The organism is Halorussus amylolyticus, assembly GCF_004143485.2.
Lineage (GTDB): Archaea > Halobacteriota > Halobacteria > Halobacteriales > Haladaptataceae > Halorussus > Halorussus amylolyticus.
Genome location: NZ_ML974132.1, coordinates 1 through 12,580, shown reverse-complemented (window position 1 = coordinate 12,580; position 12,580 = coordinate 1). Strand labels below are relative to the sequence as shown.

The 12,580-nt window shown below is 64.3% G+C and carries 14 protein-coding genes and 1 tRNA gene; 5 read left to right on the top strand and 10 right to left on the bottom strand.

The window, feature by feature from the left end; genetic code table 11:
• Positions 1-5: 5 nt before the first annotated feature.
• The gene (locus tag EKH81_RS07210) at positions 6-1,460 is read left to right on the top strand and encodes a BGTF surface domain-containing protein (protein WP_162224531.1); all 1,455 of its coding nucleotides are present in this window, start codon (positions 6-8) and stop codon (positions 1,458-1,460) included.
• Between the two features lie 19 nt (positions 1,461-1,479).
• Here EKH81_RS07210 and EKH81_RS07205 read toward each other — a convergent pair whose 3' ends face one another.
• From EKH81_RS07205 to EKH81_RS07190, 4 genes are all read right to left on the bottom strand, one after another.
• Positions 1,480-2,349 carry an RNA-guided pseudouridylation complex pseudouridine synthase subunit Cbf5 gene (locus tag EKH81_RS07205; RefSeq protein WP_162224530.1) on the bottom strand — a complete coding sequence of 290 codons (870 nt, stop codon included), beginning with the start codon at positions 2,347-2,349 and terminating at the stop codon, positions 1,480-1,482.
• A 5-nt stretch (positions 2,350-2,354) separates the two neighbouring features.
• Complete coding sequence (gene cmk, locus EKH81_RS07200; RefSeq protein WP_162224529.1) at positions 2,355-2,930, bottom strand: (d)CMP kinase; 576 nt, start codon at positions 2,928-2,930, stop codon at positions 2,355-2,357.
• A 256-nt stretch (positions 2,931-3,186) separates the two neighbouring features.
• Entirely contained in the window at positions 3,187-4,110 is a 924-nt protein-coding gene (locus EKH81_RS07195) for a DUF106 domain-containing protein (RefSeq protein WP_162224528.1), read from the bottom strand.
• Between the two features lie 477 nt (positions 4,111-4,587).
• On the bottom strand, positions 4,588-5,493 hold the full coding sequence (locus EKH81_RS07190; protein WP_162224527.1) for an alpha/beta fold hydrolase: 906 nt from the start codon (positions 5,491-5,493) through the stop codon (positions 4,588-4,590).
• Positions 5,494-5,578: 85 nt separating this feature from the next.
• On the opposite strand from EKH81_RS07190, the gene EKH81_RS07185 reads away from it, so the two are divergent.
• Entirely contained in the window at positions 5,579-6,232 is a 654-nt protein-coding gene (locus EKH81_RS07185) for a helix-turn-helix domain-containing protein (protein ID WP_238392141.1), read from the top strand.
• A gap of 249 nt (positions 6,233-6,481) precedes the next feature.
• Here the strand turns inward: EKH81_RS07185 and EKH81_RS07180 are convergent.
• From EKH81_RS07180 to EKH81_RS07160, 5 genes are all read right to left on the bottom strand, one after another.
• Positions 6,482-6,555 (bottom strand) — tRNA-Ile (locus tag EKH81_RS07180).
• Positions 6,556-6,656: 101 nt separating this feature from the next.
• The gene (locus EKH81_RS07175) at positions 6,657-7,268 is read right to left on the bottom strand and encodes an FxsA family protein (RefSeq protein ID WP_162224526.1); all 612 of its coding nucleotides are present in this window, start codon (positions 7,266-7,268) and stop codon (positions 6,657-6,659) included.
• Positions 7,269-7,342: 74 nt separating this feature from the next.
• Positions 7,343-7,552 (bottom strand): hypothetical protein, encoded by a 210-nt coding sequence (locus EKH81_RS07170; protein ID WP_162224525.1) that lies wholly within the window; start codon positions 7,550-7,552, stop codon positions 7,343-7,345.
• Complete coding sequence (locus EKH81_RS07165; protein WP_162224524.1) at positions 7,549-7,803, bottom strand: DUF8075 family protein; 255 nt, start codon at positions 7,801-7,803, stop codon at positions 7,549-7,551. The genes EKH81_RS07170 and EKH81_RS07165 overlap by 4 nt, the downstream gene beginning before the upstream one ends.
• A 158-nt stretch (positions 7,804-7,961) precedes the next feature.
• On the bottom strand, positions 7,962-8,699 hold the full coding sequence (locus tag EKH81_RS07160; RefSeq protein ID WP_162224523.1) for an MBL fold metallo-hydrolase: 738 nt from the start codon (positions 8,697-8,699) through the stop codon (positions 7,962-7,964).
• A gap of 114 nt (positions 8,700-8,813) precedes the next feature.
• On the opposite strand from EKH81_RS07160, the gene EKH81_RS07155 reads away from it, so the two are divergent.
• The 3 genes from EKH81_RS07155 to EKH81_RS07145 all read left to right on the top strand — a co-directional run bounded on the left by EKH81_RS07155 (position 8,814) and on the right by EKH81_RS07145 (position 12,217).
• A complete protein-coding gene (locus tag EKH81_RS07155; protein WP_162224522.1) occupies positions 8,814-9,623 on the top strand; it encodes a hypothetical protein in 810 nt (269 codons plus the stop codon).
• A 54-nt stretch (positions 9,624-9,677) separates the two neighbouring features.
• Positions 9,678-10,361, top strand: coding sequence for an HD domain-containing protein (locus EKH81_RS07150; protein ID WP_162224521.1), 684 nt, complete (start codon positions 9,678-9,680; stop codon positions 10,359-10,361).
• A gap of 230 nt (positions 10,362-10,591) precedes the next feature.
• Positions 10,592-12,217 (top strand): methyl-accepting chemotaxis protein, encoded by a 1,626-nt coding sequence (locus EKH81_RS07145; protein WP_162224520.1) that lies wholly within the window; start codon positions 10,592-10,594, stop codon positions 12,215-12,217.
• Between the two features lie 12 nt (positions 12,218-12,229).
• On the opposite strand, the gene EKH81_RS07140 is transcribed toward EKH81_RS07145, so the two are convergent.
• Positions 12,230-12,580, bottom strand: a 351-nt coding sequence (locus EKH81_RS07140; protein WP_162224519.1) for a DUF4013 domain-containing protein, incomplete at its 5' end; no start/stop codon positions are given.

Sequence of the window (12,580 nt, the reverse complement as noted above, 5' to 3'; positions counted from 1 at the left end):
CAGCCTTGCAGTACTCGACGGCGCTCGTCGTCGTCGCCCTCCTCGTCGCGCCTGCGACCCCGTGGCTCGTCGGCGGCGCGAGCGCCGCCGACGGGTCGTTCGAGCCGAGCGTCGTCACCGAACAGCAGGGCGACATCGTGAACATCACGGTCAACACGGACTCGGCTGGAACTGTGAATCTCGGCTCGCCGGACCAGGGCTTCTGGATGCAGGTCGGCGTGAATAAAGGGACGACCACGCTCCGACTCAACACGTACAAAGCCGCCCAAGCCGACGAGTACGCCCGGAACGAGCGAGTGTGGGCGAGCAACGGGAACGTCCGGAGCGTGGACCTCCGGACCGACCCGCTCGACGGGCCGCTCGACACCGCCGAGTACGAGATGAACGTGACGGTCGGCGGCGTCGAGCAGGCCGTCGGCGGGTTCGTCGTCGAGGAGCGCTCGACAGACGGTATCAGCACGCGACTCGCCCCCAAAGATACGAAGGTCGATTCGCTGGCCGCGAACGAAGTCACGAACGCGACGACCGCGCTTCCGGCCAACGGGACGGTCGCTCGGGGCGACTGGCTCGTGGTGGGGGTCGATGCTACCGGTCTCGACGGCGTCGTCTCGAAACGCGTCCTCGACGGCGACCGTCACGGTCTCTCGATGTCGTTCACCCAGTCGAACAGACGGATGAACGTCGACCTGAACGAGTTCGACGGCGACTCGGTCGAGCGCCTCGTCCGCCACCCCGACGGCGAGGGGTTCTACCTGTTCGTGGACACCAGCGACCACGACATCCAGCCCGGCGACTGGTACAACGCGACGTTCTCGGTCGGGTCCGACGGCCCCCTCGCCGACGACCGCGAGGCGGTTTCGACCGACGTTCGAATCGTAGACCGCAAGGTGAACCTCGACTACGAGGGCGACGAGATGGTCGTAGACGGCGAGACGAGGGTCTCCGCGCGCACGACGCTCGCTCCGGGGACGAAGATAAACGTGACCGCGCGCGACGAGAAGATTCCGCCGTTCCGCAAGCCCCGGACGCTGACCATCTCGAACGACCGGGAGTTCGCCACGACGTTCGACTTCAGCGACCTCGAACCCGGTCGGGAGTTCGAGATTCGGCTCCGCGACCAGAATCAGCGCCACGACGCGGTCGTGGCGGGCGGAACCACGGTAGAGACGACGACCGAAGCGCCCGAGACGAACACGACCGAACCCACCGAGACGGCGACCGACGAACCAACCGAGACCACGACCCAACCCACGGACGCGCCTACCGACACAGCCGAACCCACCGACACGACGACCGCCGCACCCGAGACCTCGGGAGACGGCGTCACGCAGGTGTCGCCGGGACCGCACACTCAGCGGGCCGTCGTGGAGTCGAGCGGCGGGGGCGTGCCGGGCTTCGACGCGCTCGTCGCGCTGGTCGCGCTGGCGGCGGCCGGACTGTTGGCGGTTCGGCGGTCGTGAAAAATTCGTCGTCCGGGTCTCAGACCAACACGCGCTCGAGTTCGACGACGACGCCGTCTTCGGCGTCGGCGTCCCCGGCCATCGTGCCCAAGCAGACCGCGGCCTCGTTGGGCGTGTAACACGCCACGAGCGAGCCTTCGTCCGCGTCGTCGGCGTCGATGACTCCGGGGGCGTACACCTGCGCGCCGTGGGCGACCTGCTCGGCCGCGCTCGGCGCGACGGTGACGCTCGGGAGGTGAGCCAGCGCGCGCTCGGCCGGGCTAACGACTTCTCGGAGCCAGTCGGCTTCGCCGTCTTCTTCCCACCGCGCGAGTCCGTCGGCGAGGTCCTCCATCGTGACGAGCGTCGAGTCGTCGAAGGGGTCGGTCGCGGTCCGACGGAGGTCGCCCATGTGCGCGCCCGTCCCGAGCGCGAGTCCGATGTCGTGACACAGCTTTCTGATGTAGGTCCCGCTCTCGCACCGAATCCGGAGCAGGGCTTTCCGACCCTTCACCTCCAGCACGTCGAGGTCGTACACCTCCCGAACCCGAAGCTTTCTGACGACCGCGCTCTTTCGCGGCGGCTTCTGATACAGCGGTCCCTCGAACTCCGCGACGATGGCGTCGATGTCGGCGGGTGGGGCGTCGTGGCATTCGAGGACCGCGACGTACTCCTTGCCGCCCTCCAAAAACACCTGCGAGAGTCGAGTGGCGTCGCCCGTCAGCACCGGGAGACACCCGGTGACCTTCGGGTCGAGGGTTCCGGCGTGTGCGGCGCGTTCGACCCCTGCCATATCTCGAACCCACCCGGCGACCTGATGGGCCGAGGGACCCGGCGGCTTGTCGAGGTTCACGACGCCGAACGAGCAGAGTTCGGCGGGCGAGCGTTCGTCGGGGTGGCCGCGGAGCATCGGGGTCAAAATTCGAACGTCGCCTCGACCGGATACTTCCCCTCGTCGGCGTCGGGATCGTACTCGTCGATGGCGGTCACGAGCATGTCCACGACCGCGTCGGCGTCCCATCGCGCGGTGTTGATGGAGAGGTCGTAGATGGTGAGGTCGGTCACGTCGATGCCGTAGTACATCTCGTAGCGGTCGGCCTCGCTCCCCTCGCGAGCCGCGGTCTCCTCGCGGGCGTCGGCGGTCGGCTTGTCCTCGCGGTCGCCGATGCGCTCGGCGCGCACGTCGAGCGGCGCGTCGAGCCACACCCGGAAGTCGGCGTTGTCGGCGGCCAGCCACCCGGCGAGTCGGGATTCGAGCACCACGTCGTCGCGCTCGGCCGCGATTTCCTGCAGGCGGCGGTCGAGTTCCTTGTCTATCTGGTCGTTCTCCTCGGCGAGTTTGTTGAATTCGAGCGCGGAGTAGCCCCGTTCGTCGGCCACCTCGCGGAAGATGTCGCCGCCGCTGACGTGGTCGAGTCCGAGCACGTCGGCGAGCGCCGAGGCGGTCGTGCTCTTTCCGACTCCCGGCGGTCCGGAAACTGTGATTAACATATTCCCTCTCCGAGCGGGAGTATAAAAGAGGTTTTGAACTTCGGCGGGTCGGCGTGGTTTGCCGGGTCAGTGTGGGTGTCTCACGCGCGGTCTGGCTCTCACCCACTTCGAGGTCCGGTCGCGCGAGCGGCGCTCGCGCGACCGGACGGTGAACGTCGCGGCCCGGACGGAAATCGAGATTTGGACGGACGAAAGTCGCGTGACTACGAACCAAAAAGGGGAACGGGAGAACGAGAACGGCGACCGAAAACGCGGATTACGTCGGCGTCGTCTGGATGTTCAGCGACTTCCGAATCAGTTGGGTGAACCCCATCGAGCAGAGGAAGTACCAGACGATCCACATCTGCATCGGTCCGACGACGCCGTCTCGCCACTCCACCTCGCCGACCAGCGGCGCGACGATTTGGGTCTCGGCCGCCGGGATGTGACCGTCGAGGACCATCCAGTAAATCCAGAGGAACACCGGGATGGTGAAGAACATCGTCCACACCATCGGGCGGAACTGCTCTTTGAACATGCCGAGCTGGTCGCCCATGGCGTCCATCTGCTCTTCGCGGATGCGCTCCATCGCCTCGTCGTCGCCGCGCTCTTTGGCCTCCTTGCGCTTTTTCTGGATGTCCTTCATCCGCTGTTGGTAGGCTCCCATCTTCTCCATGTCCATGAGGTTGGCCTGGAGAAGCGTCGAGAACAGCCCGGTGAACAGCGCCAGGACGAGCACGACCACGTAGAACGGGAGGACGGACTCGATGGGACCCACGAAGACGTTGACCGCGCTCCCGATTACGTCCCGAACCGACCGCTGGGAGTAGCCGAGAAACAGCCCGACCGAGCCGACCGCCGCCAGTTTGTCCCACTTTGTCCACGACGAACCGTCGTCGTCGAGGTCCACATCGACGCCGTCGTCGTCGTCTGTCCCGGTCGAGATGCTCGTGGTGGGGTCGTCTTCGAGCGCCGCCTCCACCGCAGCGGGGTCCGACAGTCGGAACTCGTCCCCGGCGCTTTCGAGTACGTCCTTCTCGATGAGCCGTCCCCACTGGCCACTCGTGAGCTCGTCGTTCACGGCGGCCCACTCGATGCCCTCGGAGCCGCCGTCCGTGCGGTCGTAGATGACCGCTACTGCGTCGGCCATCGCCGGGTCTTCGGCGATGAGCGACTCGATTTTGTCCGCGGTCCGTGCCATTACCCCGAGTTTAGTATCCTCCGTTAATCAACTTTCGCTCTTGGTCGGGGCCGAATCGTCGCTGTCGGTCTCGACTCGGAAAATAATAGATCGCGCACTGGACTACTTCTCACCCTTCGCTTTCGCGTGCTGGATGATTCCAACGAATACGAACGCGCTAATAGTCACTACTTGAGACAGACTCCTTCCCCATATGATACTCCAAGATAATCAAATAGAATACTCGAACCGGCCTTACTCGTCCACCGTCTCGACCGACAACTCCGCGGCCTCGTACTCGACCGGCACCTCGTCGGTCGCGAGAATCTCAGGCCGAAACTCTCGTCTGTGCGTCTCATCACAGATCTGCAGAAGCTACTGCAGTATTGCGGTCTCTTCATCCCTCACAACACATCTGTAACTTGGCCATCGAACGGATGTGACTCGGGTGAAACTCGGATAAAACTCGGATGAAAATTTGAGGACTCTGTGCGACACCTACGATGAGGTCCGCGTGAGATGCCGGACTAGCTCGTCAGTTACCTCTTCACGCTCGTGATGGACCCAGTGTGACGTATTGGGGAACATTCGAAGTTTCCCATCCTCGCAGTAGTGGAGGCTCTCTTCAGCCATCGAAGGGCGAAGAGCGATGTCATCTTCGCCCCAGCAAATCAGCGTTGGCTGGGTGACAGTGTCGCGCGGAGGGCTGTCTGACCGACGGAACCCACGATACCAGTTGATCCTTGGTTCGATGCCGGTGTTTTTCCAGGCCGTCTTGTAGCGCTCAATCGTTTCATTGTCGAATGTACCTTCATTTGACGTGATTTTGAGAGAGTCAACCATGTTATCCATATCGTTCCGGCGAAGGAGCCACTCGGGGAGCTTCGGGACCTGATAAAACCACACGTACCAGCTCCGAATGATCTGTTGGGGACTCGAGCGTAGGGTCTCTCCATAGACCGTCGGATGGGGGACGTTCAAGATCCCGAGGTGATTGACCATGGACGGGTGCCGGAGGGCGATGTTCCAAGCGACAAAGCCACCAAAATCGTGCCCAACGACGTGGGCTGACGTTCGGTCCTCGCTGTGGATCAGTTCACAGACATCAGCTGTTAGATTCGAAAGTTGATACGCATCGATACCATCAGGGGCGTCACTCAAATTACAACCACGCTGGTCTGGGACGACCACACGGAAGCCAGCGTCAACGAGCGGTCCGATCTGGTCACGCCAGCCGTACCAGAAATCGGGATGGCCGTGCAGAAGGACGACCAGTGGACCCTCGGGGTCGCCCGCGGCCGCGACGTGTAACTTCAAGTCGTTAATTTTGCGGTAGGAGGATTCGAGACCGTGTGCATCAAGTAACGATGCATTTGTGTCCGTGGGTGCTTCTGTGACTGCCATCAGTTGCGGGTTAGGGCCGTAACCGGATTCAATCGTTGTCGGATGTTCTAGTGTATTTAAAAGCGAGGCGGTCGGTGCACTACCTATGAAATACCTCCATCTGTCACTGCAGTACGAACGGGAAGTCCAACATCCGATGCAGCGACTTCTGACCGATTCTGAGGCTCTTGAGCGCAGTTGGCTCGTCACGTGGAACTTACTGGGCGAGGGTGACATTGTCCACACGCTGTTTTATATTATCGGAGATCGAAAGCGATACGAACAGCACATTGCCAGTGCAAAGCCGACAGTCGACTACGATATCACACCCGTCGAGGATAATTCGTTCTACGCATACGTTCGAGAGCGTGAGAAAGATGTATTCAAGCGCTTCCGTACAGCGTTCGAACAGCCGTCCGTGGTTCTTGTACCACCACTCGCCTATCGGCCGAACGGGAGAGTAGACTTCGATATCGTCGGCGAACCTGAAGCCCTAGGGGGAGTTCTCGACAGGCTACCTGAAGAAATTACTACAGAGGTGTCTGAGGTCGGCGAGTACGATGCTCGGCCGGGCATCCCTGCTGTCAATCTCACTGCCCGACAACGTGAGGCGCTTCAAGCGGCGGTGAAGGTTGGGTACTACGAGCATCCCCGTACTGGAAGTGTCGCAGACGTAGCCGAAGTTCTCGACTGTGCAACGAGTACTGCCTCGAACCATCTGCAAAAGGCAGAAGTACGACTCATTAGGCAGTTCACCTGAAACAGATGGATTTTCGGGGTGACGTGCGCCCACAGAAATCGCAGGTGGACCGCTCTGAGGCGGTTTCGACGGCAATCACAGACGCCACCTCCGGCTATGGGAAACGTTAGAGTGCGCGGGGAGGCGTTCGTTTTCCGGGTGGACTCTCCGAAAAACACCCGGTTCTGTCGGGGTGTTAAGTGCCGAGATTAAGTGGCTGGGGAGGGGTACGCCCCGGTTCGGGCGGTGAAAAACCGCCCGGAATTGGGATGGGCCAACGCGGATTTGAACCGCGAACCTCCCGGTTATCAGCCGAGCGCTCAACCTGATTGAGCTATTGGCCCAATTGAGCGCATTCGATGATTGCGCGGTTGGACCTTTAAGCGTTTCCTTTCGAACCGAAATTCCGGTCGCCGTCGCGCGGTTCGGCGGGCGAGTCCCGCCCTCAGTCGCGGTCGGTCTCGTCGTCGAACTCGATGTCGTAGGCGTCGTCGTCCATCCGAACGGTGTCGTCGCTCGCGCTCGACCGACCCGAACCGGTCGCGTCAGCGGCCGAATCGCTCGCGTCGGCCGACCCGCCGAAGTTCGGTCCCGCGCTCGGACCCGGACCGGTCGCGCCGCCGCTGGCGTCGTCGGGGTTCGGGAAACCGAAGGTGTAGACGTTGCCCGTGGCGAATCCGCCGGTCTTCTTTTCGAGGTAGGGTTCGACGACCCACCGCTGGACCGCCTCGCGGGCGAGGATTCGCGAGGGCGGGAACGCGAGCAGGAAGCCCACGGTGTCGGTCACGAGACCCGGCGTGAGCAGGAACGCGCCCGCCGCGATGAGGAGCGCGCCGTCGGTGAGTTCGTCGGTCGGCACCTCGCCCTTCGCGAGGTTGCGCTGGAGCTTTCGGACGGTGTGACGGCCCTCCGCGCGGACGAACAGCATCCCGAGGAGCGCGGTCAGCACCACGAGCGCGACCGTGAGCGGGCCGCCGAGCTGCGTCGCGACGTAGACGAGGAACAGCGCGTCGAGGAAGGGGATGAGCAGGAGCGCGAGTAGGACCCGTTTCACCATGTTCGTGGGTCGAACTAATCGGTCGCGCGGTAAAACGCTTTAGGTGCCGACTTCGTCCGCAGCGAGTCCGGCCCTCACTCGTCGCCCGTCGCTCTCCGAGTCAGCCACGCCGCGAGACCGAGAAACGCCAGCCCCTCGATTCGAACCGCGGTCACGACCCACGGCTTCACCGCGAACTCCTCGGGCGACTCGTAGGCCAGCCGAGTCGCCGCGTCGATGACGCGTCTCGGCGCGAGGAGTTCCGCCAGTCCGAGACCGATTGCGAGGAGCCGAAGCGCCCTCATCGGTCGGTCTCCTCGCGCGTTCGACCGTGTTCGTCGCACAGAATCTCGCCCGTCTCGGTGTCGAAAAAGAAGGGGTCGCCCGGCGCGAGTCGCTCGCCGCTCTCGCCGCAACCGTCGGCGTGCTGGAGGAAGTATCGCCCCTCGTCGCGGCCGGTTTCGAGTCGCCCGGCCTGCACCGCGAATCGGACGAGTCCCTCGCCGATTTGGGTTCGTTCGGTGGTGTCGGCGGTCTCGAAACGGATGAGTGGCATGGGTGTGTCACCGGGGCTACCACGCCGACGCGAATAACGCTCTCGGCCCGAACCCCGCTCGACCGAAAACGCTCTCGGCCCGAAACAGAACAGTCCGAACTGTCCGAGAAGCAAAACGGTCCGAGGTGAAAACGCCATCAGAGTCCGGCCGAACGCCGTTACAGTTCGACGGTCTGCAAATCGGCCGCGAATCTCACGGGACCGTCGTACCCCGCCCCGATGGATTCCAGCATGTCCTCGTGGCGGCCGTCGGTGTGGGGGTAGAGATGGGTCAGGAACACCGTCCCGATGTCGGTACCGGAGTCACCGAGCGCCCGACCCAGTTGGGTCGGCGTCGGGTGGTTTTCAACGTCTACCTCGTCTGGGAACGAACAGTCGTGGAGCAGCACGTCGCACCCGTCGGCGAAGTTCGCGAGGCCTTCGAACGCCGCGGTGTCGCCGCTGAAGGCGAACTGCTCCCCGAACCGGTAGGCGAGCGACGGCATCGAGTGGCGGGTCTCGAACCCCTCCACGTCGAATCCGGCGACCTCGAACGCGTGTTCGCCGACCTCCCGGACCTGGAGGTCTACCCGGCCGTCGAGGTAGTCGTGAACGTCGAGCAGGCCGTCGAGGAGGTCTTTGGTCCCCTCGGGGCCCACGACTTCGAGGTGTTCTTCGCCCGCGAGCCATCGGGCTTTCAGGAGGGCGAGCAGGTCCGAGACGTGGTCGAGGTGGTGGTGGGTCAGCAGGACCGACGAGACGGCTTCGTAGCCGACGCCCGACTGCTGGAGGCGGTGGAGGACGCCGCTCCCGCAGTCCACGAGGAGTCGGCGTTCCCCGTCTTCGAGGAGGAGGCCGGTCTGGTAGCGCTCGCCGGTCGGCATCGCGCTTCCGGTTCCGAGAAACGTGACTCGCATGTGCGAACCCCCGGTCCGGAGGGTGATAACGGCTTTGGGACCGGGCGGAGCGTATCGGAAGCGTCAAAAACCGTCAATTATTCGACGCTCGAATACGGTTCGCCAGACGAACGCATGCCCTCCGAAACCCTGATTTGGACCGTCCTCTCGCTCGCCGCAGTCGGCGTCGGCGCGTGGCTGTGCTACCGCGGGCTGACCCTCCACAGACAGCGGAAACTGATTGAAGAGACGCCGACAGAGGACATCTGGAATCTCGACCTCGGCCCGGCCGAGATAACCGGGACCGCAAAGCCCATCGACGGCGAGACGCTCCGCGCGCCGTTCACCGACGAGACGTGTCTCGCGGCGACGTGGGAGATAGAGGAGTGGGACGAGGGTGGCAAGCACTCCAGTTGGCGCACCGAGGGGAGCGGGAGCGTGTCGGTGTCGGCGTTCGAGGTCGAGGACGACACCGCCTCGATAGTGGTCCGGCCCGGCGGCGCGGAGTTCGACATCGACGAGGGCGCAGAGGCCACCATCGAAGTCGGCGGTCCCGACGACCCGCCAAAGCCCATCCGGAAGTTCCTCGCCTCCGACTCGACGCCCGGCGCGTCCGACCGCCCGCTCATCGAGGCGCTCGACTGGGGCCAACAGGAGGGCGACCGGAAGTACCACCATCACCTCATCAAGCCCGGCGAAGAGGTGTACGTCTACGGTACCGTCCACCCGGAGGGCGATTTGGTCGGCCCGACCAAGCCCGAGCACATGGAGATTCGAAAAGCCGACGAGCGCGAGGAGCCGATGTTCCTGATTTCGGACCGCCCCGAGGAGGACCTCGTCCGGTCCAGGAAGTTCGGCGTCTGGCGGATTCCCGTCGGCGCGATTCTCGCGCTCGTCGGCGTCGGCCTGCTGGTCGCCAGCCTCGGCGTCGGACTCCCGCTCTGACTTGCGGGGAAAGATACATTTTCGCGCCTTCCGTCACTCGAAACGAGACCCTCCATGCCGAAATCGAACCCCGACGCGACTTCGAGCGACGACTACGAGTTCGCCGACACACCCCTGTTTCGAGCCGTGGCCGCCGAGATGGAGTCGTGGCTCGGCGACGACGCCTCGGGCCACGACATGGACCACGCGAGACGCGTGTTCGACCTCGCAACGAGACTCGCCGAAATCGAAGGTGCCGACCGGGAGGTGGTGGGCGCGGCCGCGCTCACCCACGACGTCCACCGCGCGATGAACGGAACCGAGGCGGTCCACCCCGAGGAATCGCTCCCCGAGGTCCGGACCGTCCTCGAACGCGCGGGCTTCCCCGAGGCGAAGATTCCCGCGGTCCTCCACTGCGTCGAGGTCCACGACGAATACGACTACCGCGGCGTCGAACGCCCGGCCGAATCCGTCGAGGCTGAAATCCTCCGGGATGCCGACAACCTCGACGCAATCGGCGCGGTCGGTATCGCCCGGAACTTCGCGTTCACGGGAGTCTACGGCAACCCCCTCTGGGACCCCGACGGCGACGGACCCTCGGGCATCGGCCACTGTTACGACAAACTCCTCGAACTCGAAGACGAGATGCACACCGACGCCGCCCGCGAACTCGCCGCGGACCGCCACGACTTCTTGACGGCGTTCGTGGAGCGGTTCGAGCGCGAGTGGTTCGGTGAGGAGCTACCGAGAGACGAGTAGCCGCCGATTGAGGGCCGGTTCGCGGCCGACTGGGAGCCGAATCCGGTCAACTAAGAGCCGATTCGCGGCCGACTGGTCGGCTCACGAGAATCTACGTTTCTACGAATGTACACGTTCAGATGAGATGGTGTGGAATTTGAACACCGCCCACTTCGAAAGAACGTCACCCGCGTTATCAGGGAAAATAATAGAACTCATATTTATGTACCTATGCGGGAGAGTGCCAAGATATGCTGGAATCGCTCGCTGGAATCGTCGGTCTGAGCGCGGAAACCGACGCCCGCGCAGAAACCGCCGGACGACGCGACCGAGAAGCGACGGACGACACCGCGACCGCCGGGAAATCCACGGCCGAATCCGTGGTCCAGAGCGTCCTCGACGGTCTCGGCTATCCAATCTTCACGGTGGACGGGGAGGGGACCATCGACCGCATCAACGACGAGGCGCTCGACCTCTTCGAGAAGACCCGCGACGACCTCATCGGCGTCTGCCTGTTCGACCTCGAGGAAGCCGACAACTCAGTGATGCGCGAGGTACTCGACACCGGCGACCCGGTTCAGAACCTCGAAGACACCATCGAGGTCGAGAGCGGCGAGGTGCCGGTCAGCAGGAGCGTCATGCCACTCTACGACGACGCGGGCGGAATCGTGGGCGCGCTCGAAATCAACCGCGACATCACCGAGCGAGTCGAACTCCGGCAGCGCGAGGAGATACTCGAAGCGTATCAGGAGACGGTCGTGGCCGAACTCGAATCGAGTCTCGCGCGCCTGAGCGACGGCGACCTCACGGTGGACCCCTCGATTCCCGAACCCGACGAGCACTTCGAAGCCATCGACAACGTCTACGCCGAGTACGACTCGATGGCCGAAGACCTCGGCGACGCGGTCCGGTATCTCCGGGGAGTCCTGTGGCGGACTCGCCAGCAGTCCGACGAACTCGCCGCCATCGGCGCGGAGATGCATTCGACGAGCGACGAAGCCACCGAAGCCATCTCCGACATCAACGAGTCGAGCACCGAAGTCGCCAGCGTCGCCGAACGGCAGGCCGACCGCGCGATACGCGCCGAGGAGAACGTCGCCGACCTCTCGGCGTCGGTCGAGGAGATAACCGCGACGGTCCAGGAGATAGACGCCCGGTCGGGCGAGGCCGCCGAGCGAGCGCGCGAGGGCACCGAAACCGCGGACGACGCCATCGAGACCATCGACGCGGCGAGCGACGCCTCCGAGCGCAACATCGAGATGATAGACGACCTCCAGGACCGGATGGAGACCATCGACCGGATGACCGAGATGATAGCCGATATCGCCGACCAGACGAATCTGCTCGCGCTCAACGCCAACATCGAGGCCGCCCGGGCCGACGGCGACGGCGCGGGCTTTCAGGTGGTCGCAAACGAGGTCAAGTCGCTCGCCGAGGAGTCGAAGGAGGCGGTCGAGGAGATTTCCGACTCGCTCGACCGACTCAAAGACGGTATCGGCGAGACCGCCGACACCATCGAGGAGAGCAACCGACAGGTCAAGACCGGGGTCGGGGCGGTCCGGACGGTGGTCGAACACATCGAGACGATAGAGGCCGCGGTCCGAGAGACCAGCGAGGGTCTCGAAGAGATACGCCACGCGACCAACGACCAGGCCGCCAACGCCGAGGAGGTGTCGCAGTTGGTCGAGGACGTCTCGGACGCGAGCGGCGAGGTCAGCGCCGGAATCGAGGAAATTGCGGCGGGTCTCGACCAGCAGACCGACGCGGCCGAGGAGGTCGCCGACGCCGCCTCCGAAGTCACCGGCACGTCCGACACCCTTCAGGAGATGCTCGCCGACTTCCGACTCGGCGAGGACGAGGCTGCGGAAATCGAGTAGCTCGCGATTCGGCTATCTCGCGGCGCGTCCCGTCAAGCGCGCGACGGCGACGGCCGCGTAGACCGCGACCCCGAGCGCGACCACTTCACCGGGACGGCCGAGCACCGCGAGCGCACCGAAAAGCGCGCCCGAGAGACCCGCGAGCGCCAGCGCCGCCGCCCACGCGAGGAGGTAGCCCGCGTCGAAGGCGGTCCGCCCGAGCGCACCGAACTCCAGCGCGGCGCGGAGCGTCCCGCGCCGCGCCACCTCGACGAGCGCCGCGGGCAGGAGATACGCGAACGTCAGCGAGACGAACAGCACGACGGTCCCCCCGCCGAAGACGACGACAGTCGTTCCGAGCGCGTCGGCGAGCGCGGCCGGGCG